A 23,992-nucleotide genomic window follows, 5' to 3' on the forward strand; every position below is an offset into this window, starting at 1 on the left:
CCATGCTGGCACACCCCTCGGACGCCGGGCCCGCGGCATCCGACGCCCACCGCCGCCATTCCGGGTGCTCAGCGACTCCCGAGTCGGCGGCGCAGCAGGTCGATGCGCGCCTGCAGCTGCGTGACGGTGGCCTGTGCGACAGCTGGACCACCGCAGACCCGACGCAACTCGGCATGCACCCGGGAGTGCGGCTCGCCGTTCTGCCGCGCCCAGAGCCCCACGAGGCTGTTCAAGAGCGCTCGCTGCTCCTTCAGGGTTCGGTAGAGGGCGACGGGCTCGGGCCGATCGTCGCCCGCGACCTGTCTGCGCCGCTCCCCCGCCCGCCTCGCCTGCCGCGCCTGCCGATGGCGCAGCAGCTCCGAGACCTGCTCGGGATCGAGGAGGCCCGGAATCCCGATGAAGTCGAGCTCCTCGTCGGTGCCGGGTTCGGCGAGGCTGCCGAACTCGGTGCCGTCGTAGAGCACACGGTCGAACGAGGCATCCGATCCCACCGCTTCCCAGGTGCCGAGCCGGGCCTCCTCGGAGGCGCGCTCCTCGCGATTCGCCGACTCGAGCAGGCCGTCGTCGAGACCGTCGTCGTCGCCGGAGCCCTCGCGTCGATCGAGGGCGTGGTCGCGTTCGAGCTCGAGCTGCGAGGCGAGGTGCATGAGTGCCGGCACGTTCGGCAGGAACACCGATGCCGTCTCGCCGCGCCGTCGGGCGCGCACGAACCGGCCGATCGCCTGCGCGAAGAACAACGGGGTCGACGCGCTGGTGGCGTAGACGCCGACGGCGAGGCGCGGCACGTCGACCCCCTCGGACACCATCCGCACGGCGACCATCCAGCGGCGCGTGTTCGCCGAGAACTCCTCGATGCGAGCGCTCGCCTCCTTCTCGTCGGAGAGCACCACCGTCACGGGCTCACCGCAGATGCCCTCGAGGATCTGCGCGTATGCCCGCGCCATCGACTGGTCTGTCGCGATCACCAGCCCTCCGGCATCGGGGATGCCGTGCCGCACCTCCGTCAAGCGGCGATCGGCGGAGGCCAGCACCGCCGGGATCCACTCGCCGGTCGGCTCGAGCGCCGTACGCCAGGCCGCGGACGTGACCTCTTTCGTGTTGTCCTCGCCGAGGCGGGCCTCCATCTCGTCGCCGGCTCTGGTGCGCCACCGCATGTGGCCTGCGTAGACCATGAACAGCACGGGACGCACGACCCCGTCGGCCAGCGCACGACCGTAGCCGTAGTCGTAGTCGGTCTTCGAAAGACGCACGCCCGTCGCGTCGGGCTCGTAGCGCACGAATGGGATGGGCGCCGTGTCGGAACGGAACGGGGTTCCGGTGAGCGAGAGCCGCTTGGCCGCCGGCTCGAACGCCTCGCGGATCGCGTCGCCCCACGAGAGCGAATCGCCCCCGTGGTGCACCTCATCGAGGATCACGAGCGTGCGGCCCGAGATCGTGAGCTCGCGGTGCAGCGCCGGACGCATCGCCACCTGCGCGTACGTCACGGCGACGCCGTGGAAGTGGCGGGCGGTCTGACCGTGGGCATTGCGGAAGCCCGGGTCGAGCCGGATGCCGGCACGCGCCGCGGCATCCGCCCACTGCCGTTTCAGGTGGTCGGTCGGAGCGACCACCGTGATGCGGTCGATGACCCGCCGTGCCCTGAGCTCGGCGGCCAGTCGAAGTGCGAACGTCGTCTTGCCTGCGCCCGGGGTCGCGGCGGCGAGGAAGTCGCGCGGCATCTCGGCGAGGTAGCGCTCGAGGGCCTCGGCCTGCCAGGCGCGCAGCTTGCTCGCGGTGCCCCACGCGGCCCGTTCGGGGAACGACGGGGAGAGGTGCTCAGCGGCCGACGTGCCGGAGATCGGGCCGGAAGGGGTCGCTGTGCTCACTGGATTCGAGCGTAGCGGAGGGGCACGACATCGCTCGAACCGGGCGCTTGGCACAATGAGGGGATGGTCATGCAGCGTCATCCGTGGTCGCGATACGTCGCGATCGGCGACTCGTTCACCGAGGGCATCGGCGACCCCGAGCCGAGCGTGCCGGGCGGCCACCGAGGTTGGGCCGACCGTGTCGCCGAGCAGTTGAGCCAGGGCACCGACGACTTCGCCTACGCCAACCTCGCCATCCGCGGCAGGCTCATGCAGCAGATCATCGACGAGCAGCTCGAGCCGGCGCTGGCCCACCGGCCCGACCTCATCACGATCTCGGCCGGCGGCAACGGCGTCATCCGCCCTCGTACCGACCCCGACGAGATCGCGGCGCGATTCGAGTACGCCATCGACCGGCTGTCGCGCGACCGGGCCACGATCGTGCTCTTCACGGGCGTCGACGTCGGGTTCTCACCGGTGTTCCGCGGCATCCGCGGCAAGGTCGCGATCTACAACGAGAACCTCCGCGCCATCGCGCAGAAGTACGACTGCATCGTCGCCGACCAGTGGGCCCTCACCGAGATCCAGGATCAGCGGATGTGGGCCCCCGACCGGCTGCACCTGAACGCGCTCGGGCACCACACCGTCGCTCGCATGGTCCTCGCGGCGCTCAACGTCGAGAACGACCTCGAGCCGATGAAGCCCGAGCCGCTGCCGGCGAGCACGTGGCGGCAGGCACGGGTCGAAGACCTGTCGTGGGCGCGCGAATACCTCGTGCCCTGGGTGCTGCGGCGCATCCGCCACCAGTCGTCGGGCGATTTCGTGCAGGCGAAGCGGCCCGATGCGGGTCCCTATTCGCTTCCCGACTGAGCCGCGTGCGCGTCGAGCGCGCCGGGGTTCGTGAGCCGCCACCAGGCGCCCGGGTCCTCGAGCGACGCGTCGAGAACCAGCGGAACCCTGATCTCCTGCGCACCGGCCCGAACGATCGCCTCGCCGACCTGCTGTCCGCGGCGTGCGAGGGTGACCGGATCGGCATGAACCTCGACGTCGACGGCGGTGTCGCTCCAGACGATGACGGATGCCCCCCCGGCCGTTCGGGCCCGTGCCGAGTCGCCCCACGGCGTGTCGTACTCGGCGAGCACCTGATTCGTCTCGAGCGGGGACACCTCGTGGAAACCGGTCGAGACCGAGTCGAGGAGCGCCGCGATCGCCCCGTTCAGCAGCTCGTGCGTCTCGCCGCCGAGCAGCACGCCGACCACGGTGACGGTCGACGACCCGACCGGGTAATCGGCCGAGAAGAGCAGGTTGGCCGCGTCATCCGTCGTTCCGGTCTTGATCCCGTCGACGCCGTGCGAGCCGAGCAGCTTGTTCGAGTTCTTCAACGTGCCGAGACCGGGAACCTCGACCACCGGCATCGCGACGATCTCGGCGAGGACCGGGTCGGCGAGGGCCAGCTCACCGAGGCGCACGAGGTCGGCGGCGGTGCTGATGTTCTCGTCGGAGAGTCCGCTCGCATCCACGATGCGCGTCGACGTGAGGCCGCGTTCAGCGAGCCAGGCGTTCGCGCGCTCGACGAGGGCTTCCTGTGACCCGAACGCCCAGTTCGCGATGGAGATCGCGTAGTTGTTGCCCGATGGCAGCATGAGCGCCTCGAGGCTCTGCCGGAGCGTGAGCGTCGTCCCGGCGCGCACCGGCGCCACCGAGCCGTTCTGGGCGACCATGTCCCAGTAGATGTCGACATCGGCGTCGGTGTACGCGATCTCGGGTCCGCCGTCACCGGCCGCGATCGGATGCCCCTCCAGCACGACGAGGGCCGTGACGACCTTCACGATGCTCGCCATCGGCATCGGGGTCGCCTCATCGCCCGCCGCGAGGAGGCCATCGAACCCGACCGCGCCCACGGCGAAACTGCCGAATCCCGGAAGGCTGAGCGCCTGCGGGGCCGCCGCCGTCGGGGCCGGATCGGCGACCTGCGGGGCGGCGGCAGGAATCGGTGCGCCGAGGGCGTTCGCCGCGTAGATGCCGCCGCCGGTGATGAGCGCGATCACGAGGGCGAGCGCGCCGAACACGACGATGCGCCGGCGTCGGTACACCTGGGCGCGCGACAGGCGGGGTGCGGAGTCACCCACGCGCGCGGGCCTCTCGGGGCTCGGCGAGGGCGTACAGCGCCACCGCCGCGGCCGCCGCGACGTTCAGCGAGTCCACGCCGTGCGCCATCGGGATGGTCACCACCAGATCGGCTGCGGCCAGGGCGCGGCCGCTGAGTCCATCCCCCTCCGCGCCGAGCACGAGGGCCAGGCGCTCGGGAGGGTCGGCGGAGAGGTCGCGGAGCGAGACCGCTCGGTCGGCCAACGCCAGCGCGGCGATCGCGAAGCCGTGGGTGTGGAGCATCCGCTCGGCCTCAGGCCACTCGGGCAGGCGAGTCCAAGGCACCTGGAACACGGTGCCCATGCTCACCCGTACGCTGCGCCGGTAGAGCGGATCGGCGCACCTGGGTGTCACGAAGACCGCGTCGGCGCCGAGCGCCGCGACCGAACGGAAGATCGCGCCCACGTTGGTGTGGTCGACGATGTCCTCGAGCACGACCACCCGGTGGCTGCCCTCGAGCAGCTCGGCCGGATCGGGCAGGCTCGGGCGTTCGAACGCCGCCAGCGCCCCCCGGTGCACGCGGTAACCCGTGATCGATTCCAACTGGTCGGGGTCGGCGAGGTGCACGGGGATGTCGTACGGCTCGAGCGCCTCGGACAGGCCCGGCAACCACTTCTCCTCCATGAGGACCGAACGCGGCCGGTGGCCGGCACTGATCGCCCGTCGGATGACCTTCGCCGACTCGGCGATGTACAGGCCGGCCGCTGGCTCGTGGGTACTCCGAAGCGCGACATCGGTTAGCCGGGCGTAATCGGCGACCGCGTCGGATGCCGCATCGCGGACGCGTTCGATCTGCATGTTCTCCTCCACTCCAGCCTGCCAGTGCACGAAACAATCCGGAAAACCGACGCGTTTACAATCAGGGACACCGTCGAAGGGAATCGGGCCATGGCAGCGGGCATCGGAACACCGATCATGGCCGACGCTCGGCTCGATGAGGCGATCGACCTCATGCGGGAACGTCGGGTCGCGGTGCTCACCGGCGCCGGGGTCAGCACCGATTCGGGCATTCCCGACTACCGCGGCGAGGGCGCTCCGGTCCGCACGCCGATGACGTTCCAGACCTTCCTCGCGTCCGAGACCGCTCGCAAGCGGTACTGGGCCGGCAGCCATCTCGGGTGGCGCGCCTTCGGCAGCGCTCGACCCAACGACGGCCACCGGGCACTCGCCGCGCTCGAGGCCGGTGGTGTCGTGAGCGGCGTCGTCACGCAGAACGTCGACGGGCTGCACCGGCGAGCGGGCAGCCGACGCGTCGTCGAGCTCCACGGCGGCATGGACCGCGTGCTGTGCCTGAGGTGCGGGCAGCACTACGCCCGGCAGGCGATCGCCGATCGGCTCGCCGAGCTCAACCCCTCGATCGACCTCGAGCGGTCGATCCGCGTGAATCCCGACGGCGATGTCGATGTCGACGACGTCGACGCGATGGTGATTCCCGACTGCACGGTCTGCGGCGGCATCCTGAAGCCCGATGTGGTGTTCTTCGGCGAGTTCGTGCCGCCCGAGACCTTCCAGGCCGCGGCATCCATCGTCCGCGGAGGCGAGACACTCCTGGTCGCCGGCTCATCGCTCGTGGTGAACTCGGGCATCCGGCTCATCGAGCTCGCGCGCCGGCGGCGCATGCCGATCGTCGTCGTCAACCGAGGCGCGACGAGGGGCGACAACCGCGCCGCCGTGAAGATCGACGCCGGTACCAGCGAGACGCTCACCGCGATGGCGAGTGCCCTGCTCGACTGAGCGTGCGACGATCCCGACGCTGACGCTCAGCGGCGTGTACGGGCTCGGTGCCCCCGTCGGCGCGCGCTCGGTTCGACCGTTCGTCGCATCAGTTCCAGCAGGCGCTCGGCCGAGGCGGCCCACGTGTAGCGGGCGGCGACGGCGACGGATGCCGCGGAGCGCCGCTCCCACTCCCCGTCGCGTTCGAGCGACCGCAGCGCTGCGACGAGGGCGTCGGGATCTCGGGGATCGAAGTACACCGCCGCGTCGCCGCCGATCTCTCGGAAGATGGGAATGTCGCTGACGACGACGGGCGTCCCGAGGCGCATGGCCTCGACGAGCGGGATGCCGAAGCCCTCGGCCTGCGACGCGTGGACGAGGGCGGTGGCGTTCGCGAGCAGCTCGGCGTACGCGGCATCCGTCACGCCATCGTGGAAGACGAGGCGCGCCTGCGGTGCGAGTTGCGTGAGCCGGGTGCGCTCGGCGCGACTGATACGACTCATGAGGTGCAGTTCATGGTCGGGCAGTGCTGCGACGGCACGAACGAGCGTGTCGACGTTCTTGTACGGCATGTACGAGCCCATGTACACGAGCCGGTTCCGTTGGGGACGCGAGCGCGGGAGCGAGGGCGTCCCGAGATCGTCGGCGGCGTTCGGGATCACCGTCACGGGGCGGTCGGTGAGGTGGTGCTCGTGGATGAGTCCCGCCGTGGTCTCGGACACGGTGACGACCGCGTCGGCGCGGTTCAGGAGCAGCCGCTGCGGCCACCACGCGAGGTGGTAGAGGCGCCACAGCACCCGCACGAAAGCCGGGAGGTCGTGCGGCGGGGGGCGATTCTCGTAGTAGATGAGATCGTGCAGGGTCAGCAGCAGCTTGTAGTCACGGCCCCAGGAGCCCATGGTCTGCATGGGCGTGAACACGAGATCGGGGCGCAGCTTCCGCACCTGCCGCGCGACGAACGGCTCGCGGATGCTCGTGGGCGAGCTGACCAGCTCCCACGGCAGGGGCGGCAGCATCTCGAGCTGACGGTGGTCGCTGATGAGCATGGTGAGCGGATGCCGCTTCGCGAGCTCGGTGACGATGCCCGCGGTGAACCGGCTGATGCCGTCGTGCTGCCCGATCCGGGTGTACCGGCAGTCGACGACGATCCTCACGCGCGCGCCCCGGAGCGCAGGAACCGCAGGATGCGCGCCGCGGCGTCGCCCGGCGTCTCGTAGTGGATGAGATGCCCCACCTCGGGGATCACCTCGAGCCTCGCGTCGGGGAAGCGCCCGACGAGCCGGCGCTGGGCCTCGAGCGGGGTGACGTCGTCGCGCTCGGCGGCGACGAGCAGTGTCGGCACCGAGATGCCGGCGGCGTATTCGCTGACGTCGTGGCTCACCGACGCCGTGAACGCTTCGAGCACGGAGTCGCGGTCGCCGAACGCCGAGAAGTACCGATCGTGCTGGTCATGGATCCACTGGCGGAGCCGCCTCGAACGGGTCTTCGCCATCGTGACACTCATGACGCGCACGATGGCGCCGTTGCGGAGCAGCGCGAAGCCCGCCCGCTCGGGAAGCGCCGCGGCGGCGCGGTAGTACAGCACCGCGAGCCGAGTCATCACGCCGCGCGGGCCCTCGAGCGCCGGCGCGCCGATCGGATTGACGAGCACCAGCCGCTCGGGCGCGAGGCTGCGGGCGACCGCCGCCGATGCGACGATCGACCCGAAGGAGTGGCCGAGCAGCGTGTATGGCCCGTCGACGCCGATCGCTCGGATGAACGCGCCCAACCAGTCGGCGTACGCGTCGATGTCGTGCGCCCGGTTCGCGAACGTCGCGGACCCGCCGAATCCCGGAAGATCGGGTGAGATGATGCGGAAGCCGGGCAGCTGGGCCACGACCGGCTCGAGCCCGTGATGGTCGCCGCGGAAGCCGTGCACGAGCACGAGCACCGGGGCATCCGCAGCACCGTACTCCCACCACGCGGTCTCGGTGCCGTCGACGTCGACGCGATGCTCGCTCACGGGGATACGAGCGAGCTGCTCGGCGTACGGGGAGTCGATCATCCCGGTCATTCTACGGCGGCGCACCTGAGCGCCGACCGTTCCGCACGGCGGATGCCGCGGACACGCGCCTTGCTCCCCCTCCGTGACGGTGGCCGCCCATACCCTTCCGAGCATGGAAGCCACGAGCAGCGCCCGCTGGGCCGACACCCTGGCCGTCTTCGACCTCGAGACCACCGGCATCGACGTCGACTCCTGCCGCATCGTGACCGCGCACGTGGGCGTGATCGGCCCCCGCGGCGAGGTACTCGAACGCCGGGAATGGCTGGTCGACCCCGGCGTCGAGATCCCGACGGCGGCCTCGCTGATCCACGGGGTGACCACCGAGCGAGCCCGGCTCGAGGGCGTTCCCGCGGCGGGTGCGGTCTTCGAGATCATCACGGCACTGTCGGATGCCGCGAGCCGCGGCCTGCCCATCGTCGCGTACAACGCGGCCTACGACCTCACGTTGCTCGAGCGCGAGGCGCAGCGCTATGGCCACGCTCCCCTGCCGGGGCCCGGCCCGGTCATCGATCCGCTCGTCATCGACAAGGCGGTCGACCGATACCGACGCGGCAAGCGCACGCTCACCGCTGCCGCCGCGCACTACGGGGTCGAGCTGCCCAACGCGCACGACGCCGGGGCCGACGCCGTCGCAGCGGGCCGGGTGGCGCAGGCCATCGTGCGGGCGTATCCCGAGCTCGCGGCGATCGCCGTGGCCGACCTGCATGCCCGGCAGGTCGACTGGTGCCGCGAGCAGGCCGAGAGCTACCAGGCGTGGCGCCGCGCGAACGGCGAGCCCGAGTTCACGACATCGGGCGCCTGGCCCGTGCGCCGTGCGGCCGCGGCACCCGCCGAAACGCTGTTCTGACCGCCCTCGGTGATCGAGGAGCGCCGCGCGCAGCGCGACGCGTCTCGAGATCAAGTGACCCGGTCTCGATACGCGTCCGCCTCCGGCAGGGCGCTACTCGACCACCGAAACCGAGGCATGACGAAGGGCGGACGACCGATGTCGCCCGCCCTCGTTCGGCAGTGCCTACTTGCCGAAGTTCTTGAAGCGCTGGTTGAACTTCTCGACGCGGCCGGCCGAGTCCATGATGCGCTGCTTGCCCGTGTAGAACGGGTGCGACTCCGACGAGATCTCGACGTCGATGACGGGGTAGGTCTCGCCGTCGAGTTCGATCGTCTTGTCGCTCGTGACGGTCGAGCGGGTGAGGAACGTGGCGCCCGACGCGAGGTCGCGGAAGACCACGGCGTTGTACTCGGGGTGGATGTCGGTCTTCATGGAGACTTCCTTGGATTCAGTCGGCAGAGCGATCGGATGATGTGTGTGAATCCCACCGGATGCGATCGAGGAACACAGGGCAGGAAAGCATGGTGGCCCGCGGGCCAGCTATCGATTCTAGCAGAACCGACGGAATCGCACGTCAGTCCGCGCGAACCGGCGTGCCCGGCGCACCTCACGCCGCGCGCGCGGCGAACCGGCCTTCGGCCTCGGTCAGGTCGATGTCGAGCCCGAAGGTCTCGGTCAGCGTCTGCGACGTGAGCGCCTCGGCCACCGGACCGGCCGCGACAATTCTTCCACCGGACAGGAGCATCACGTGCGTGAAGCCCTGCGGGATCTCTTCGACGTGGTGGGTGACCATGACGATCGCGGGCGAGGACGAGGACGACGCGTAGCCGCCGAGGAGGCCCACGAGCTCCTCGCGCGCCCCGAGGTCGAGTGAGGCAGCCGGCTCGTCGAGGAGCAGCAGTTCGGGGTCGGTCATCACCGAACGCGCGATCTGCACCCGCTTCTGTTCGCCGTCGGAGAGCGTGCCGAACCGGCGCTCGGCGAAGCCCTCGAGGCCCCACTCCTTCAGCACGCGCTGGGCACGGCGAAGATCGATCTCCTCGTACTCCTCGTTCCAGCGCCCGGTGACCGAGTACGCGGCGGTGAGCACGACGTCGAGCACGGTCTCGTTGCGGGGGATCTTGCGCGCCATCGCCGTGGACGCGAAGCCGATCATCGGCCGGAGCTCGAACACGTCGACCTTGCCGAGTGACTCCTCGAGCACGTGCGCCGAGCCCTTCGACGGGTGCATCGCCGCGGCAGCGATCTGCAGCAGCGTGGTCTTTCCTGCACCGTTCGGGCCGAGGATGACCCAGCGCTGGTCGGAGTCGACGCTCCACGTCACCGAGTCGAGGATGAGATTGCCGTCTCGGATGACCGACACATCGCGGAACTCCAGAACCGTGCTCGCCATGCCTTCAATGCTATCGGGACGCGGACGGCGCTCTCGTCCGCGGCGGCTCGTGGAGCAGGGGTTCGGGATGCCTCAGCCGGCCAGTACCCGCTCGTACACCTCGCGCGTGCGAGCCGCGATTTCGTCCCAGGCGAAGTGGGCCTCGGCGCGCCGTCGACCCGCCTCGCCCATGGCCCGCGCTCTCGCAGGATCACTGACGACACGGGTGAGCGCTGCGGCCAGGTCGGCCACGAACGCGTCGGGATCGAGCGGGGTCCCGGTGCCGTCGTCGGCCTGCTCGATCGGCACGAGCTCGCCGGTCACGCCGTCCTCGACCACCTCGGGGATGCCGCCCGTCGCCGTGCCGACCACCGGCGCGCCACACGCCATCGCCTCGAGGTTGACGATCCCGAGCGGTTCGTACACCGACGGGCACACGAACACCGTCGCGGCCGTCAGCAGTGCCGTCAGTTCGCCTCGAGGCAGGTGCCGATCGATCCAGACGACCCCGCCCCGTTCGGCACGGAGCTCGTCGACGAGTCCGGTGACCTCGGCCATGATCTCGTCGGTGTCGGGCGCGCCGGCGCAGAGCACCAGCTGCACGTCGGCGGGCAGCATCCGGGCCGCGCGCAGCAGGTACGGCAGGCCCTTCTGACGCGTGATGCGCCCCACGAAGATCACCGACGGCCGATCAGGGTCGAGGCCGAGGGCGCGAGCGGTCTCGTGATCGTGATTCGGCTGCCAGTCGCGCAGGTCGATGCCGTTGTACACGACCTCGACACGTCGGGGATCGATCGCCGGGTACGCGCGAAGGATGTCGCGGCGCATGCCGTCGCTCACCGCGATGACTGCATCGGCGTCTTCGAACGCGGTGCGTTCCACCCACGATGACAGGCGGTAGCCCCCACCGAGCTGCTCGGCCTTCCACGGACGGAGCGGTTCGAGGCTGTGGGCCGTGACGACGTGCGGAATGCCATGCAGACGCTTGGCGGTGAATCCGGCGAAGTTCGCGTACCAGGTGTGCGAGTGCACCAGGTCGGCGCCCGCGGTGCCGCCGGCCATGAGCAGGTCGACCCCCATGGTGCCGAGCGCCGCATTCTGGCCGTCGAACTCGGCGGGCGTGGCATACCCGATGGTGCCGGGCTCATCGCGAGGGGCGCCGAAGCAGTGCACGGTCACGTCGAGATCGCGTCGGAGCGCCCGGACGAGTTCGGCGACGTGCACCCCCGCCCCGCCGTACACCTCGGGTGGATACTCGCGGGTGAGCAGGTCGACGCGCATGCAGCAACGCTAGCGCAGCGACATCCGTCACGCTCCGACTTCGTACGCCCCCGCCGGTGCCGTCTTGGTTACGCTGGGGGGCATGTCCTCGCGCAAGGTATTCGGCATCGTCCTCGCCGGCGGCGAGGGCAAGCGGCTCATGCCCCTGACCGAAGACAGGGCGAAACCCGCGGTGCCGTTCGGCGGGCAGTACCGGCTCATCGATTTCGCGCTGTCCAACCTGCTCAACTCGGGGCTCCGCCAGATCGTCGTGCTCACCCAGTACAAGTCGCACAGCCTCGACCGCCATGTCTCGCAGACGTGGCGGTTGAGCGGCCTGCTCAATTCATACGTCGCGTCGGTGCCTGCGCAGCAGCGCCTCGGCAAGCGTTGGTTCTCCGGGTCGGCCGACGCGATCCTGCAGAGCCTGAACCTCATCTACGACGAGCGGCCCGACATCATCGTCGTCGTCGGTGCCGATCACGTGTATCGCATGGACTTCGCCCAGATGGTCGACGCCCACATCGAGAGCGGTGCCACGGCGACGGTCGCGGCGATCCGGCAGCCGATCTCGCTGGCCGACCAGTTCGGCGTCATCGAGGTCGACCCGGCGCAACCGAATCGCATCAAGCAGTTCCTCGAGAAGCCGAAGAACCCGACCGGCCTTCCCGAGTCCCCGCACGAGGTGTTCGCGTCGATGGGCAACTACGTGTTCGACGCCGACGCCCTCATCGAGGCGGTGCTGCGCGACGGCGAACGAGCCGACTCGAGCCACGACATGGGCGGCGACATCATCCCGGCGTTCGTCGAGCAGGGCACGGCGGGTGTCTACGACCTCAAGCAGAACGAGGTCCCGGGGTCCACCGACCGCGACCGCTACTACTGGCGCGACGTCGGAACCATCGACTCGTTCTTCGAGGCGCACCAAGACCTCATCTCGGTGCTTCCGGTGTTCAACCTCTACAACCGGGAATGGCCGATCTTCAGCCAGCAGCTGAACTCGCCGCCGGCGAAGTTCACGCGCGACGCGCGCGGGTCGCTGGGCACGGTCATCGACTCGATCGTCTCGCTCGGGTCGGTCATCTCGGGGGCGCACGTGGAGCGCAGCGTGCTCGGGCCCTGGGCGATCGTCGGCTCGGGGGCGCACGTTGCGGATTCGATCCTCTTCGATCGCGCCAGGATCGAGGCCGGCGCCACGGTGCAGCGCGCCATCCTCGACAAGGAGGTCGTCGTCGAAGCCGGTGCCCGCATCGGGGTCGACCGCGCCGAAGACGTCGGGCGCGGCTTCAGCGTGACCGACAGCGGCATCACCGTCGTCGGCAAGGGTTCGAGAGTCCGAGCGTCCGCGTGACGGATGCCGCATCCGGCCGCGCCCGCGGCCCGCTCGTCGTGCTCGACGCCGACTCCACGCTCATCCGCGAGGAGTCGATCGAACTGCTCGCGGAGGCGGCGGGCAGCCTGGCCCTCGTCGCCGCCGTGACCGAGCGAGCCATGCGCGGCGAACTCGACTTCGCGGCGAGTCTGCGCGAACGCGTCGCGACGCTCGCCGGGCTCGAGGTGTCGGTCTTCGAGACCGCGCGGGCTCGGCTGACGCCGACCGACGGCGTGCAGGAGCTCATCGACGGCGTACACGCGGCGGGAGGGCTGGTCGGGGTCGTCTCGGGCGGGTTCCACGAGCTGCTGGATCCACTGGTCGCGCGCCTCGGCCTCGACTTCTGCCGGGCGAACCGGCTCGAGGTGGGCGATGGACGGCTCACCGGACGGGTCGACGGCTCCATCGTCGATGCCCATGCCAAGGCGACCGCGCTCGACGAATGGGCGTCGGCCGGCGGCATCCGATCAGATCAGACCGTCGCGGTGGGCGACGGAGCGAACGACCTCGAGATGCTCGCGCGCGCACGGCTCGGGGTTGCATTCTGTGCGAAGCCCCTGGTTCGCGAACGGGCGGATGTTGCGATCGACACGCCCGACCTCAGCGTGGTGCTGGCCCTGCTGGGCCTGCGCGGATGACCCCGCCGGCGCGGTGACGGCGAGCGAGGCTGGGAGTCCGGTCGGAACCCCGGCCGCGTGACCGCGCCGGTCGTAACATGACCCTATGTCCGGTCGCATCGTCGCACGTGCATCGTCCGCCGCCGCACTCGGCGCACTGCTCGCCGTTTCGGGAACGCAGGCGGCCCTCGCTGCCCCGCAGGCGCCGCCCGGCCGGCACGCCGAAGTGATCGCGCTTCCCGACGGATTCCAGCCCGAGGGCATCACGATCGGCCCGGGCGGCACCGGCTACGTCGGCTCGCTGGTCGACGGAGACGTCTATGTGTTCGACGTGCGAACCGGCGCGGAGATCACCACCTTCGAAGGACCGGGTACGGCCTCGGTCGGAATGAAGATCGACAACCGCGGCCGGCTCTTCATCGCGGGCGGCCCCAACGGCGACGGGCGTGTCGTCGACGCGTCGACGGGCGAGATCCTGCAGACCTACGACCTCGCCGACGCACCGACATTCGTGAACGACGTCGTCGTCACGCGTGACGCCGCGTGGTTCACCGACAGCCAGCAGGCGCAGCTGTACAAGCTGCCGCTCGGTCCCGGCGGAGCACTCCCCGACCCCGACGACGTCGAGGTGCTTCCGCTGACCGGTGACTGGGTGCAGATGCCCGGCTTCAACGCGAACGGGATCGCCGAGACGCCGAACCACCAGGCGCTCCTCGTGATCCAGTCGGCCACGGGAACGCTCTTCCGCGTGGATCCGTCGACCGGCGTCGCGACCGAGGTCGACCTCGGCGGCGCCTCGCTCGCGAACGGCGACGGCCTGCTGGTGATCGGCCGCACGCTCTACGTGGTGCAGAACTTCTCGAACACCGTCTCGGTCATCCGCCTCGATGCCGCGGGCACGACGGGCGAACTCGTCGATCAGGTGACCGATTCCGACTTCCAGGTTCCGACCACGGTCGCGAAGTTCGGCAGCAGCCTGTACCTGCCGAACGCACGGTTCGACACGCCTCCGACACCCGACACCGAGTACTCGGTGGTGCGCATCGATCGATGACGGCCTAGTGGCCCATGCCGAGGCCGCCGTCGACCGGGATCACCGCACCCGAGATGTATCCGGCGTCGTCGCCGGCGAGCCAGGCGACGACCTTCGCAACCTCGTCGGATGACGCGAACCGGCCAAGCGGGATGCTCTTCTTGTACTCTGCCTGCTGCCCCTCGGGGAGTTCGCCGGTCATGTCGGTCTCGATGAATCCGGGCGCGACGACGTTGGCCGTGATATTGCGCCCCCCGAGCTCGCGAGTGAGCGACCGCGCCATGCCGACGAGGCCGGCCTTCGATGCCGAGTAGTTCACCTGGCCGGCGGAGCCGAGCAGGCCGACGACACTGGAGATGAACACGATCCGGCCGAATCGCGCCTTGAGCATGCCCTTCGAGGCGCGCTTGACCACCCGGAACGCCCCAGTGAGGTTCGTGTCGACCACGCTCGTGAACTCGTCTTCGCTCATCCGGAGCAGCAGCGTGTCACGCGTGATGCCGGCGTTCGCGACCACCACCTCGACCGGACCGAGCGCCGCCTCCACCTCGCTGAACGCCGCGTCGACGGACGCGGCATCCGTCACGTCGGCTCGGACCGTGAGGGCACCGTCTGGGCCCTCGCCCGACCGCGCCGTCACGGCGACGCGATGGCCCTGGGCGATGAACTCGCGGGCGATCGCATGCCCGATGCCCCGGTTCCCGCCGGTCACGAGGACGGTGCGGCTCGTCGTCATCATGGACTCCCGTTCTGCGTGTGCGGAGGGTCGTGGCGGATCGGCCCGTCCCAGCTTAGAGGCTCGTGAAAGGGGCATCCGCCGGGCTCGGTCGGACGTAGGCTTGAGGGAGAGGAGTGCCGCGCGACCACGGCCATCACCATGAAGCAGCAGTCGATCACCACGCTGCCGCCCTCCCCCGAAGCGGAGCGGCGTTCGCGCATGATCAAGTACACGATCGCGATGACGATTCGCGTCGCGTGCATCTTCTGCATGCTGTTCGCGCAGGGATGGTGGCTCGTCGTATTCGCCGCCGGCGCGGTCTTCCTCCCCTACGTCGCCGTGGTGCTGGCCAACGTGAGCACGTCGAGGACGAGCGAGGTGCTCCGCCCCGGTGGGATCGTGCCGCTCGGCGAGGCGGCCGCCCGTGAGGCGCCCACGGCCGAGGTCCCCGGCACGGCCGCCGGCTCGAGCAGCGCCGGCACCCCACCGACCGCGCATCCGGCCCCACCGCACGACGACGAGCGCGGTGCCGCGTGATCGGCGGAATCGGGGCGGTCGCCGCCCCCGACGTCTGTTCGCGCGCCGGGTGCCGCGAGACCGCGGCGTGGCGCATCGACTGGCAGAATCCCCGGATCCACACCGGCGACCGCTGGAAGACATGGCTGGCGTGCGACGACCACATCGAATACCTCCGCGGGTTCCTCGAGGCGCGGTCGTTCCCCGTCCGGGTCGCCCCCTTCGAGCCCGAGTCGATCGACGCCGCGGCGGAGCGTGACGCATGAGCGAGTGGTCGTTCCTCCGCTCGCCCCGCTGGGCGGGCTACCTCGCGCTCGTCGTTCTGTTCGCCGTGGTCTGCTGCGCGCTGGGCACCTGGCAGCTGAATCGGCGCGCCGAGGCGCGCGCGGAGGTGGCCCGGATCGACGCGAACTACGACGCCGAGGCGGTTCCCGTCGGCGAGGCCCTCCCCGAGCTCGACGGGTTTGATATCGATCAGCGCTGGCAGGTCGTCGCCCTCGCAGGCGAGTACCTCGCCGATGAGGAGGTCGTCGTGCGCAACCGGCCGTTCGCCGGCAGCACCGGATTCGAGGTGATCACCCCGTTCCGGCTCGAGGATGGATCGGTGTTCATGGTCGACCGCGGGTGGATCGCGCAGGCCTCGAACGGACGCCCCGGCGAGTTCGCGCCACCGCCGTCGGGTCGCGTCGAAGTCGAGGCCCGCCTGAAGGCCAGCGAGGGTCGCATCGCCGGACGCACGTCGACCGGTGATGAGCTCGCTACCATCGACCTCGACGAGCTGGCGGCACGGGTCGACGGTCGGAGCTACACGGGCGCGTACGGCGTGCTCGTGCAGTCCGGCGTCGAGGCTCAGGAACCACCCATCGCTGCGCCGCGCCCGGTACGCGACGAGGGCCCGCACCTGAGCTACGCCCTGCAGTGGTTCGTGTTCGCGCTGCTCGGGTTCATCGGGCTCGGCTGGGCGGCGAACCAGGAACGCCGGGCGCTCGCAGAGGCGTCGGCCGGGCCAGAGGCGCCGAAGACGCCCCGTGCGCCGCGCAGGCCGCCCCGTGAACGGCGCGACGCGGACGTGGAGGACGAGATCCTCGACCGGCAGTAGGTGCGGCCGAAACCGAGCGTTCGGTTGCACTTCTCGGGCGTGCCGACCTCACGCCAGCTCGATGAGCTCCTGGTAGTCGTGGCTCCAGTGGTCTTCGGTGCCATCGGGCATGATGAGGACCCGCTCGGGGTTGAGGGCCTCGACCGCCCCGGGGTCGTGCGAGACGAGCACCACCGAACCCTCGTAGTGGGCGAGGGCGTCGAGGATCTCGGCGCGGCTGGCCGGGTCGAGGTTGTTCGTCGGCTCGTCGAGCAGGAGCACGTTCGCGCCCGAGACCACGATCATCGCGAGCGCGAGTCGCGTCTTCTCACCGCCCGAGAGCACTCCGGCTGGCTTGTACACGTCGTCCCCCGTGAAGAGGAACGACCCGAGCACCTTGCGCGCCTCGGTCTCGGTCAGGTTCGGCGACGCGCTCACCATGTTCTGCAGCACCGTGCGCTTCACGTCGAGCGTCTCGTGCTCCTGTGCGTAGTACCCGACGCGCAGTCCGTGTCCCGCCTCGACCACGCCGGTGTCGGGCCGGTCGACGCCGGCCAGGATGCGCAGCAGCGTGGTCTTGCCGGCCCCGTTCAACCCGATGATCACGACCTTCGAGCCGCGATCGATGGCGAGGTCGACCGCCGTGAAGATCTCGAGTGAGCCGTAGCTCTTCGACAGGTCGCTCGCGGTGAGCGGCGTGCGACCGCACGGCGCCGGTGTCGGGAATCGGAGCTTCGCGACCCTGTCGACGGCGCGCACCTCCTCGAGGCCGGCGAGGAGCCGGTCGGCTCGCGCGACCATCTGCTGCGCGGCGGCGGCCTTCGTGGCCTTGGCGCCGAACTTCGCCGCCTGCTGCCGGAGTGCGTCGGCCTTCTTCTCGGCGTTGGCGCGCTCCTTCTTCCGTCGCTCCTCATCGGCAGCACGCTGGCGGAGGTAGTGCTTCCAACCCATGTTGTAGATGTCGATCACCGAACGGTTCGCGTCGAGGTAGAACACGCGATTCACCACCTCGCCCACGAGCTCGACGTCGTGGCTGATCACGATGACCCCGCCCTTGTACGCCTTCAGGAACTCGCGCAGCCAGACCACCGAGTCGGCATCGAGGTGGTTCGTCGGCTCGTCGAGGATCATGGTCTCGGCGTCGGAGAACAGGATGCGGGCCAGCTCGATGCGACGGCGCTGGCCGCCCGAGAGCGTCTTCAGGGGCTGGTCGAGGATGCGGTCGGGAAGGTTGAGGTTCGACGCGATCGAGGCAGCCTCGGCTTCGGCGGCATACCCGCCGAGGGCGGTGAATCGATCGGTGAGGTTGCCGTACTTCTTCATGGCGCGCTCGGCGACCTCGGCGTCGTCGCTGGCCATGGCGACCGAGGCGTCGTGCATGCCCAGCACGAGTGACCCGAGTCCGCGTGCATCGAGGATCCGCGTGCGTGCGAGCATCTCGGGGTCCCCCGACCGCGGGTCCTGGGGCAGGTAGCCGATCTCGCCCGAGCGGTCGATGCGGCCGCCCGTGGGAAGCGTCTCGCCCGCGAGTGTTCTCGTGAGCGTGGTCTTGCCGGCGCCGTTGCGACCCACCAGCCCGACCTTGTCGCCCGATGAGACCCGGAAGTCGACGTGCTCCATGAGCACGCGCGCTCCGACGCGGATCTCGAGGTCATGGACGGCGAGCACGGGAGTCCTCCGGTCGGAAGTGGTGGGTATTAGGGGGTGCCGAGTGGCACAACCTGTCAGTCTATCGCTCGATCGCGATGTGGTCGCTGTCGGCGCGGTCCTGCAGACTCGGAGCATGACGACGGATGCCGCGGGCGTCGACGCCGAGACGATCGCCGTGCGGGCGGCGCGGCTCGCCGCGCACGCACTCGACGGCGGCCTCCCCACACCCTCCGATGTGGTCGAGCGACTGGTGTGCGTGCAGGCGCAGGATCTCGCAGCGGCGAAGTGGGTGCTCGGCGCACGGGTGCCCAGTTCGACGGAGGAGACCATCGAGTCGGCGATCGACCAGCGGGCGCTGCTGCGCTCCTGGCCGATGCGCGGCACGTTGCACTTCGTCGCCCCCGCGATGCTCCGGCCGATCCTGCGTCTGACGTCGGCGCGGCTGCGGCAGCGGGCGGCCAAGACGCGCCGCGATGAGGGCATCGACGACGAGGCGCACGCCGCCGCGCGCAGGGTGGCGGTTCGCATGCTCGAGGGTGGACGGGCGGCCACCCGAGAGGAGCTGCAGGCGGCGTGGTCGGCGGCCGGCATCTCCACCGCCGGGCAGCGCGGGTATCACCTGATCTGGCTCCTCGCGAACGAGGGCGTGCTGTGCTGCGGCCCGGTCGAGACTCGCGCCCGGCAGCGGTTCGTGCTGCTCGACGAGTGGTCGCCGCGCGGCTCCGACGAACCCGGCGACGTCGACGAGGTCCTGGCTCGATTGTTCACGGGCTACGCGCGCGGGCACGGCCCCGTGTCGATCCGCGACTTCGCGTGGTGGACGGGTCTCACCCTCGCTCAGGCGCGAACGGCGGTGACGGCAGCCCGAGACGCAGTCGCCCCGTACGACGGCGACCGCTACGTCGCCGCCGAAGCCCCGCCGGTCCTGGGTTCCGACAGCGCCGCGCGGCTGGCGCTCGCCCCGTTCGACGAGTACTTCCTCGGCTACGCCGATCGCACGGCGTTCTGCTCCCCCGACGACGCCCCGCGCGTCGTTCCGGGCAGGAACGGGATGTTCCTGCCCATCCTCGTCCACGACGGCGAAGTGGTCGCCACCTGGCGTCGATCGGCGCCGCGACGCGGCGCGGTCCCGATCGAGGTCAGACCCTTCCGCGATGGCCTCCCGGTCGAGGAGTTCCGGCCGGCGTTCGACCGCTGGGCCGCATTCTGGTCGACGCAGGTCGGCGACCTGACGCTCCAGGCGTCGGAATGACGGAGGGCCGGATGCCCGTGGCATCCGACCCTCAGCCGCGCGATACTCCGTCGATTACTGCTGGAGCGAGGCCTGCAGTTCGAGCGTGATGGCGACGGTGTCGCCGAGGAGCACGCCCCCGGTCTCGAGGGCCGCGTTGTAGGTGAGGCCGAAGTCCTCGCGGTTGATGGTGGTCTTCGCGGTGGCGCCGCCCTTGTAGTTGCCGTAGGGGTCGCCGCCGAAGCCGCCGAACTCGAAGTCGAACGTGACGGGCTTCGTGATGCCACGGATCGTGAGATCACCGTCGACCTTGAACTCGCCGTTCTCGACGCGCACGCCGGTCGAGACGAAGTCGATCGTCGGGTACTTCTCGGCCTCGAAGAAGTCCCCCGTGCGCAGGTGCGCGTCGCGGTTCGGCTCGTTCGTGGTGATCGAGGCGACCTCCGCAGACGCCGTCACGCTCGAGTCGAGCGGGTTCTCGGCGGTCACGAAGGTCGCGTCGAAGCGCTCGAACTTGCCCTTCACCTTGCTGATCATGATGTGCCGGATGCTGAAGCCGATCTCGCTGTGCGCGGTGTCGACCTTCCAGGTGCCGACGCGGTAGCCGGGGATCTCGATCGTGGTCGCGGTGGCGGTGCTCGTCATGTCGGTGTCTTCTCCAAGTCGTAGTCTGCGGCCGGAGATCGGCCACGAATATGCAAACGCATATATCGACTGGATCTATTCCCGAGGAGTGCCGAAATCTCCTTCGGGCGCGCTCGGGGTTGCCGTCGCGCATGTCAGGGCGCGAGCGAGTGCCGGAGTTCGAGCACGCGCTCAGCGGCTTCGTCGACGCGCGATGCCGGAAGGCGTCCGGACTCCACCGCAGCCACGATGGATCCGACGAGCCCGTCGACCGAGATGCCGAACTCGGACGGGTCCGCCGGCAGCACGTAGAGCAGCAGGTCGCCCCCGGCCGCGATCGCCCGGACGGCGTTCTCGCCGGGATCGGCGAACTCGGCCAGCCCGTTGTGCTGGAGCATGAGCATGTCGTCCGTCACGACGACACCGTCGAAGCCCAGCTCGTCGCGGAGGATGCGATGCCACTCCGCCGACAGGGATGCCGGGGCGGCATCGACGGCCGGATAGACGAGGTGTCCGGTCATGACGAGTTCCGCGCCTGCGGCGATGCCGGCAGCGAACGGGAGGGCGGGCCCGGCGCGCCACTCCTCGATCGTGAGAGGGGCGGATGGCACGGTCGAGTGCGAATCGCCGGGCGCCGCCCCGTGTCCCGGGAAGTGCTTCAGGGTGCTCATCACGACGCCCTGTTCGCCGGTCACCGCAGCCGCCACCCGTTCGGCTGCGGCCGCCGGGTCGGTGCCGAGAACCCGTCCCGAGATGAACGACTCCGGATCCGCGGTGACGTCAGCGACGATCCCGAAGTTCACTGACACACCCGACGCAGCGAGGGTGGCCGCGCGGGCCGCGAACGCCTCCTGTGCCGCGGCGACCGGGGCGCTTCGAAGCTCCGCCGGGCCGGGCGCACCATCCCAGGGCAAGCGCTGCACATCGCCGCCCTCCTGGTCGATGGCGACCAGGGTCGGGGCTTCGGGATCGACCTGGACACCGGCGGCGAGGGCGGCCACCTCTGCCGGGCTGCCGGCGATGTTGTCGCCCATCAGGATGAGCCCGGAGATGCCGGCCTCCACGTAGGCGCGAAGCGGGTCGGGGTCTGTACCCGGCGCGTGCAGCATGAGCAGCGCGGCCGCCTTCTGTTCGAGGCTGAGGTCGGCGACGCGTTCGCGTGCCCAGGCGACGGCGGGATCAGCATGGGCCGACGCAGTCGGCGTCGGAGTCGGGGTAGGACGCGACGACGCCGGCTTCGACGACGAGGGCGCCGTTGACGTCGGCTCGGGCGCAGACGGCGCGGCCGGGGCGCAGGCCGCAGCAGTCAGGGCCACCACCACCGTCAGGAACGGGAGCACCGCGATTCGAGTGAGTCGCATCCGCCCGAGTGTACGCCGCGTGTTCGAGCGGGCGCCGAGTGTCGCCGTGGGTAGACTCGGCGGGCTCGAAGGGGGATGCCGTGACGGGCCGATCGAGACGCTGGACGAGGGTGGCCGTACTCACCGCGCTCGTCGGGTTGCTCACCGCCCCGACCGTCGCAATCGCCGAGGAGTACCCGAGCTGGGACGAGGTCCTGGCGGCGAAGTCCGACGTGAGCGCTCGCGAGGCCGAGGCCGGGCGGATCTCGGCGCTCCTCGGCGAGCTCGAATCCGAAGCAGGGCGGCTGGGCGACGCGGCCGTCGCCGCGGCTGCGGCCGCCTCCTCGGCCGAAGCCGCGCGGGCTCAGGCCGAGCAGCGTGCCGGCACGTTGCGCGCCGCAGCCGAGGTTGCGACGGCCGAAGCGGCCGAGTCTGCGGTGAAGCTCGGTCGGGTCGGTGCGGTCCTCGCTCGTTCGGGGGGAGCGGATGTCGCCCTGCGACTCCTCTTCGGTGCCGATGACGATCCCGATCTGCTCGTCGGACTCTCGCGTGCCGCGCAGCTGGCGAACGTGTACGGCGGCGTCGAGGCCCGGGCGAGGGCGACGGCGGCGGACTCCGAGTCGTTGAGCGACCAAGCCGACGTCGCCGAAGCCGAGCGCGTGCGGTTGGCCGAGCAGGCGGCCGCGGCCGCGGATGCCGCTGAGCAGGCACACGGCGCCGCCGAGGCCCGGGTGGCAGAGCAGCAGTCGACCCTGGACACGCTGTACGCCCAGCTGGCCACCCTCAGGGATCGCTCGGTCGAGATCGAACGTCAGTACCGGATCGGCGAGCAGGTCGCTCGGGAACAGGCGGCACGGGAACAGGCTGCGCGGGCCGCCGAGACGGCGGCCCGCGCGGGCAGCACCGGTGGTGCGGCATCCGACGCTCCGCCGCCCGGCGTGGTCGTCGACCGCGCCGGTGCGAAGGCGTACGCGGCCGGCCGGATGTCGGACTTCGGGTGGGGCCCAGACCAGTTCCGATGCCTCGACCTGCTGTGGACCCGCGAGTCGGGATGGCGCGCCGACGCGTACAACCGCTCGAGCGGAGCGTACGGCATCCCCCAGTCGCTCCCGGGCAGCAAGATGGCGGCAGCGGGCGCCGACTGGCGGACGAACGCGGCGACGCAGATCGACTGGGGGCTCTCGTACATCGCGAATCGCTACGGGTCGCCGTGTTCGGCCTGGGCGCACTCCGAGGCGTACAACTGGTACTGATGCCCGATCACGAACGCGACGTCTTCCGTCGCCATGCCGCGGAGGGCGTGCTGCTCCTCGGTGGCGGCACGGCCATCCTGCTCCAGCTCGCCGACCCGCGGATCGCTCGCGGTGTCGCCGATCACAGCGACTTCCGAGATCGGCCGCTGGATCGACTCCTGGGGACGCTCGACTACGTATACGCCGTGAACTTCGGCGACGACGACCTGATCGCGGCAGCGGTGCGCACGGTGAACACCAGGCACCGGAAGGTCCGTGGCCATGCAGAGGACGGTCGGCCGGCGTACGACGCGTTCGACGCCGATGCGCAGCGCTGGGTCGCCTCCACGCTCGTCTTCACCGCGCTCCGACTCCACGAGCGCCTCTGGGGACCGCTCGACGCAGCGACGGGCGACGCGATCGTCCGTCAGTACCGGCCCCTCGCCGCCAGCCTGCAGGCGTCACGGGAAGGCTGGCCCGCATCCCGTGCCGAGTTCGAGACGTGGTGGGCGGATCGGGCGGCCGCACTGCGGGTGGGTCGCGAGGCGCGATCCGTCGCCCGCGCCCTGCTCTCCGGGGCATCCGGGCTGCCGCTCGGAGCGTCGGCACTACTGCCGCCGGTGCGCCTCATCACCGCCGCGCTGTTGCCGGCGCCTGTGCGGGACGCGTACGGGTTCAGGTGCACACCTCGTGTCGCGCGAGTGACCGACGCCTGGTTCAGCGCGATCGCGGCCATCTGGTCGATTCTCCCGCGGGTCGTCCGGCACGCTCCCATGCGGGCAGCACTCCGGCGCGTGCGGCGTCGCAGCCGGTACGCTGTCCATGAGCCACGAGGACGACGATGACCCAGCAGATACCGCACCGGAACGATGCGCTCGACAGCATCGATCGACGCATCGTCGCCGAGCTGAGCCGGGACGGACGGCTCTCGGTGCGAACGCTCGCCGAACGCGTCCACATCTCGCGAACGGCCGCCCACAATCGGGTCCAGCAGCTGCAGAAGCGAGGCGTCATCACGGGATTCGGCGCCCAGATCGACCGCCGCGCGATCGGCCTGCACATCTCCGCGCTGGTCGTCGTGCGCATCGGCGACGTGTCGTGGGAGGAGATCGCCCAGAAGCTGGCGACGCTCCCCTTCGTGGAGAAGGTCCAGGCGGTCTCGGGCGACATCGACATCATCCTCACCGTCAGCGCACCCGACCACGAGCAGCTGAGCCAGGCGATCCTCCGCGACATCCACGACATGCCGGGCGTCGTCTCGACGAGATCGCACCTCATCCTCGCCGAACTGGACGGTCATCCGCCCGCTCAGACCCTGGACATCTGGCGCACCTGAAGCTCGTCCAGCGGACGCCTGGCACTGTTGCACGA

25 protein-coding genes are annotated in these 23,992 nt (G+C 70.3%); 13 read left to right on the top strand and 12 right to left on the bottom strand.

The features are described 5' to 3' along the window. Nucleotides 1-68 precede the first annotated feature (68 nt). Nucleotides 69-1,865, bottom strand: a complete 1,797-nt coding sequence (locus tag HUS56_RS13945; RefSeq protein ID WP_254431470.1) for a DEAD/DEAH box helicase — start codon at nt 1,863-1,865, stop codon at nt 69-71. A 63-nt stretch (nt 1,866-1,928) separates the two neighbouring features. Here HUS56_RS13945 and HUS56_RS13950 point away from each other — a divergent pair, with 63 nt between their 5' ends. Continuing rightward, on the top strand, nt 1,929-2,714 hold the full coding sequence (locus HUS56_RS13950; RefSeq protein WP_173924027.1) for an SGNH/GDSL hydrolase family protein: 786 nt from the start codon (nt 1,929-1,931) through the stop codon (nt 2,712-2,714). Here the strand turns inward: HUS56_RS13950 and HUS56_RS13955 are convergent. Next, a complete protein-coding gene (locus HUS56_RS13955; RefSeq protein ID WP_173924028.1) occupies nt 2,696-3,973 on the bottom strand; it encodes a D-alanyl-D-alanine carboxypeptidase family protein in 1,278 nt (425 codons plus the stop codon). The genes HUS56_RS13950 and HUS56_RS13955 overlap by 19 nt on opposite strands. Continuing rightward, nucleotides 3,966-4,790, bottom strand: coding sequence for an RNA methyltransferase (locus tag HUS56_RS13960; RefSeq protein WP_173924029.1), 825 nt, complete (start codon nt 4,788-4,790; stop codon nt 3,966-3,968). Before HUS56_RS13960 ends, HUS56_RS13955 begins: the two co-directional genes overlap by 8 nt. A gap of 90 nt (nt 4,791-4,880) precedes the next feature. Here HUS56_RS13960 and HUS56_RS13965 point away from each other — a divergent pair, with 90 nt between their 5' ends. Next, nucleotides 4,881-5,726 (top strand): NAD-dependent protein deacetylase, encoded by an 846-nt coding sequence (locus HUS56_RS13965; protein ID WP_173924030.1) that lies wholly within the window; start codon nt 4,881-4,883, stop codon nt 5,724-5,726. A 26-nt stretch (nt 5,727-5,752) separates the two neighbouring features. Here the strand turns inward: HUS56_RS13965 and HUS56_RS13970 are convergent, their stop codons facing one another. Beyond that, complete coding sequence (locus HUS56_RS13970) at nt 5,753-6,859, bottom strand: glycosyltransferase family 1 protein (protein WP_173924031.1); 1,107 nt, start codon at nt 6,857-6,859, stop codon at nt 5,753-5,755. Further along, a complete protein-coding gene (locus tag HUS56_RS13975; RefSeq protein WP_371808313.1) occupies nt 6,856-7,749 on the bottom strand; it encodes an alpha/beta fold hydrolase in 894 nt (297 codons plus the stop codon). Before HUS56_RS13975 ends, HUS56_RS13970 begins: the two co-directional genes overlap by 4 nt. 112 nt (nt 7,750-7,861) lie before the next feature. On the opposite strand from HUS56_RS13975, the gene HUS56_RS13980 reads away from it, so the two are divergent. Next, nucleotides 7,862-8,596, top strand: coding sequence for an exonuclease domain-containing protein (locus HUS56_RS13980; protein WP_173924033.1), 735 nt, complete (start codon nt 7,862-7,864; stop codon nt 8,594-8,596). A 165-nt stretch (nt 8,597-8,761) separates the two neighbouring features. Here the strand turns inward: HUS56_RS13980 and HUS56_RS13985 are convergent, their stop codons facing one another. The 3 genes from HUS56_RS13985 to glgA all read right to left on the bottom strand — a co-directional run bounded on the left by HUS56_RS13985 (nt 8,762) and on the right by glgA (nt 11,231). Continuing rightward, nucleotides 8,762-9,010, bottom strand: coding sequence for a type B 50S ribosomal protein L31 (locus tag HUS56_RS13985; protein WP_173924034.1), 249 nt, complete (start codon nt 9,008-9,010; stop codon nt 8,762-8,764). Nucleotides 9,011-9,185: 175 nt separating this feature from the next. Further along, on the bottom strand, nt 9,186-9,971 hold the full coding sequence (locus HUS56_RS13990; protein ID WP_173924035.1) for an ABC transporter ATP-binding protein: 786 nt from the start codon (nt 9,969-9,971) through the stop codon (nt 9,186-9,188). Nucleotides 9,972-10,043: 72 nt separating this feature from the next. Beyond that, nucleotides 10,044-11,231: a glycogen synthase gene (glgA, locus tag HUS56_RS13995; protein WP_173924036.1), complete on the bottom strand. Its 1,188-nt coding sequence runs from the start codon at nt 11,229-11,231 to the stop codon at nt 10,044-10,046. 82 nt (nt 11,232-11,313) lie between these two features. On the opposite strand from glgA, the gene glgC reads away from it, so the two are divergent. The 3 genes from glgC to HUS56_RS14010 all read left to right on the top strand — a co-directional run bounded on the left by glgC (nt 11,314) and on the right by HUS56_RS14010 (nt 14,253). Beyond that, nucleotides 11,314-12,561 carry a glucose-1-phosphate adenylyltransferase gene (gene glgC, locus HUS56_RS14000; RefSeq protein WP_173924037.1) on the top strand — a complete coding sequence of 416 codons (1,248 nt, stop codon included), beginning with the start codon at nt 11,314-11,316 and terminating at the stop codon, nt 12,559-12,561. After that, on the top strand, nt 12,558-13,220 hold the full coding sequence (serB, locus tag HUS56_RS14005) for a phosphoserine phosphatase SerB (protein WP_173924038.1): 663 nt from the start codon (nt 12,558-12,560) through the stop codon (nt 13,218-13,220). Before glgC ends, serB begins: the two co-directional genes overlap by 4 nt. Before the next feature lie 85 nt (nt 13,221-13,305). Next, complete coding sequence (locus HUS56_RS14010) at nt 13,306-14,253, top strand: SMP-30/gluconolactonase/LRE family protein (RefSeq protein ID WP_173924039.1); 948 nt, start codon at nt 13,306-13,308, stop codon at nt 14,251-14,253. Nucleotides 14,254-14,257: 4 nt separating this feature from the next. Here the strand turns inward: HUS56_RS14010 and HUS56_RS14015 are convergent, their stop codons facing one another. Next, nucleotides 14,258-14,968: a beta-ketoacyl-ACP reductase gene (locus tag HUS56_RS14015; RefSeq protein WP_173924608.1), complete on the bottom strand. Its 711-nt coding sequence runs from the start codon at nt 14,966-14,968 to the stop codon at nt 14,258-14,260. 141 nt (nt 14,969-15,109) lie between these two features. On the opposite strand from HUS56_RS14015, the gene HUS56_RS14020 reads away from it, so the two are divergent. Genes HUS56_RS14020 through HUS56_RS14030 form a run of 3 tightly spaced genes read left to right on the top strand, consistent with a single transcriptional unit; the run spans nt 15,110 to nt 16,565 of the window. After that, complete coding sequence (locus HUS56_RS14020) at nt 15,110-15,487, top strand: DUF3099 domain-containing protein (protein ID WP_173924040.1); 378 nt, start codon at nt 15,110-15,112, stop codon at nt 15,485-15,487. Continuing rightward, a complete protein-coding gene (locus HUS56_RS14025; protein WP_254431471.1) occupies nt 15,484-15,732 on the top strand; it encodes a hypothetical protein in 249 nt (82 codons plus the stop codon). The genes HUS56_RS14020 and HUS56_RS14025 overlap by 4 nt, the downstream gene beginning before the upstream one ends. Further along, nucleotides 15,729-16,565 (top strand): SURF1 family protein, encoded by an 837-nt coding sequence (locus HUS56_RS14030; RefSeq protein ID WP_173924041.1) that lies wholly within the window; start codon nt 15,729-15,731, stop codon nt 16,563-16,565. The genes HUS56_RS14025 and HUS56_RS14030 overlap by 4 nt, the downstream gene beginning before the upstream one ends. Nucleotides 16,566-16,613: 48 nt before the next feature. Here the strand turns inward: HUS56_RS14030 and HUS56_RS14035 are convergent, their stop codons facing one another. Then, nucleotides 16,614-18,212, bottom strand: coding sequence for an ABC-F family ATP-binding cassette domain-containing protein (locus HUS56_RS14035; RefSeq protein WP_173924042.1), 1,599 nt, complete (start codon nt 18,210-18,212; stop codon nt 16,614-16,616). 115 nt (nt 18,213-18,327) lie between these two features. On the opposite strand from HUS56_RS14035, the gene HUS56_RS14040 reads away from it, so the two are divergent. Beyond that, nucleotides 18,328-19,446, top strand: coding sequence for a winged helix DNA-binding domain-containing protein (locus tag HUS56_RS14040; RefSeq protein ID WP_173924043.1), 1,119 nt, complete (start codon nt 18,328-18,330; stop codon nt 19,444-19,446). A gap of 54 nt (nt 19,447-19,500) precedes the next feature. Here the strand turns inward: HUS56_RS14040 and HUS56_RS14045 are convergent, their stop codons facing one another. Together HUS56_RS14045 and HUS56_RS14050 are read right to left on the bottom strand one after the other, a co-directional pair. Beyond that, nucleotides 19,501-20,070: a YceI family protein gene (locus HUS56_RS14045; protein WP_173924044.1), complete on the bottom strand. Its 570-nt coding sequence runs from the start codon at nt 20,068-20,070 to the stop codon at nt 19,501-19,503. A gap of 134 nt (nt 20,071-20,204) precedes the next feature. After that, entirely contained in the window at nt 20,205-21,410 is a 1,206-nt protein-coding gene (locus tag HUS56_RS14050) for a glycoside hydrolase family 3 N-terminal domain-containing protein (RefSeq protein ID WP_173924045.1), read from the bottom strand. A gap of 110 nt (nt 21,411-21,520) precedes the next feature. Here HUS56_RS14050 and HUS56_RS14055 point away from each other — a divergent pair, with 110 nt between their 5' ends. Genes HUS56_RS14055 through HUS56_RS14065 form a run of 3 tightly spaced genes read left to right on the top strand, consistent with a single transcriptional unit; the run spans nt 21,521 to nt 23,957 of the window. Continuing rightward, complete coding sequence (locus HUS56_RS14055) at nt 21,521-22,642, top strand: hypothetical protein (protein ID WP_173924046.1); 1,122 nt, start codon at nt 21,521-21,523, stop codon at nt 22,640-22,642. Then, on the top strand, nt 22,642-23,466 hold the full coding sequence (locus tag HUS56_RS14060; RefSeq protein WP_173924047.1) for an oxygenase MpaB family protein: 825 nt from the start codon (nt 22,642-22,644) through the stop codon (nt 23,464-23,466). The genes HUS56_RS14055 and HUS56_RS14060 overlap by 1 nt, the downstream gene beginning before the upstream one ends. Beyond that, nucleotides 23,463-23,957, top strand: coding sequence for an Lrp/AsnC family transcriptional regulator (locus tag HUS56_RS14065; RefSeq protein ID WP_173924048.1), 495 nt, complete (start codon nt 23,463-23,465; stop codon nt 23,955-23,957). Before HUS56_RS14060 ends, HUS56_RS14065 begins: the two co-directional genes overlap by 4 nt. Nucleotides 23,958-23,992 lie beyond the last annotated feature (35 nt).

Source organism: Agromyces sp. Marseille-P2726 (assembly GCF_902809835.1).
Taxonomy (GTDB): domain Bacteria; phylum Actinomycetota; class Actinomycetes; order Actinomycetales; family Microbacteriaceae; genus Agromyces.

What these genes read in the sequence shown, in the direction of transcription:
- HUS56_RS13950 (WP_173924027.1), top strand. Translation starts at nt 1,929, where the DNA reads ATGGTCATGCAGCGTCATCCGTGGTCGCGATACGTCGCGATCGGCGAC.
- HUS56_RS13960 (WP_173924029.1), bottom strand. Translation starts at nt 4,790, where the DNA reads ATGCAGATCGAACGCGTCCGCGATGCGGCATCCGACGCGGTCGCCGAT.
- HUS56_RS13965 (WP_173924030.1), top strand. Translation starts at nt 4,881, where the DNA reads ATGGCAGCGGGCATCGGAACACCGATCATGGCCGACGCTCGGCTCGAT.
- HUS56_RS13975 (WP_371808313.1), bottom strand. Translation starts at nt 7,749, where the DNA reads ATGATCGACTCCCCGTACGCCGAGCAGCTCGCTCGTATCCCCGTGAGC.
- HUS56_RS13980 (WP_173924033.1), top strand. Translation starts at nt 7,862, where the DNA reads ATGGAAGCCACGAGCAGCGCCCGCTGGGCCGACACCCTGGCCGTCTTC.
- HUS56_RS13985 (WP_173924034.1), bottom strand. Translation starts at nt 9,010, where the DNA reads ATGAAGACCGACATCCACCCCGAGTACAACGCCGTGGTCTTCCGCGAC.
- HUS56_RS13990 (WP_173924035.1), bottom strand. Translation starts at nt 9,971, where the DNA reads ATGGCGAGCACGGTTCTGGAGTTCCGCGATGTGTCGGTCATCCGAGAC.
- glgA (WP_173924036.1), bottom strand. Translation starts at nt 11,231, where the DNA reads ATGCGCGTCGACCTGCTCACCCGCGAGTATCCACCCGAGGTGTACGGC.
- glgC (WP_173924037.1), top strand. Translation starts at nt 11,314, where the DNA reads ATGTCCTCGCGCAAGGTATTCGGCATCGTCCTCGCCGGCGGCGAGGGC.
- HUS56_RS14010 (WP_173924039.1), top strand. Translation starts at nt 13,306, where the DNA reads ATGTCCGGTCGCATCGTCGCACGTGCATCGTCCGCCGCCGCACTCGGC.
- HUS56_RS14015 (WP_173924608.1), bottom strand. Translation starts at nt 14,968, where the DNA reads ATGACGACGAGCCGCACCGTCCTCGTGACCGGCGGGAACCGGGGCATC.
- HUS56_RS14020 (WP_173924040.1), top strand. Translation starts at nt 15,110, where the DNA reads ATGAAGCAGCAGTCGATCACCACGCTGCCGCCCTCCCCCGAAGCGGAG.
- HUS56_RS14030 (WP_173924041.1), top strand. Translation starts at nt 15,729, where the DNA reads ATGAGCGAGTGGTCGTTCCTCCGCTCGCCCCGCTGGGCGGGCTACCTC.
- HUS56_RS14040 (WP_173924043.1), top strand. Translation starts at nt 18,328, where the DNA reads ATGACGACGGATGCCGCGGGCGTCGACGCCGAGACGATCGCCGTGCGG.
- HUS56_RS14045 (WP_173924044.1), bottom strand. Translation starts at nt 20,070, where the DNA reads ATGACGAGCACCGCCACCGCGACCACGATCGAGATCCCCGGCTACCGC.
- HUS56_RS14050 (WP_173924045.1), bottom strand. Translation starts at nt 21,410, where the DNA reads ATGCGACTCACTCGAATCGCGGTGCTCCCGTTCCTGACGGTGGTGGTG.
- HUS56_RS14060 (WP_173924047.1), top strand. Translation starts at nt 22,642, where the DNA reads ATGCCCGATCACGAACGCGACGTCTTCCGTCGCCATGCCGCGGAGGGC.
- HUS56_RS14065 (WP_173924048.1), top strand. Translation starts at nt 23,463, where the DNA reads ATGACCCAGCAGATACCGCACCGGAACGATGCGCTCGACAGCATCGAT.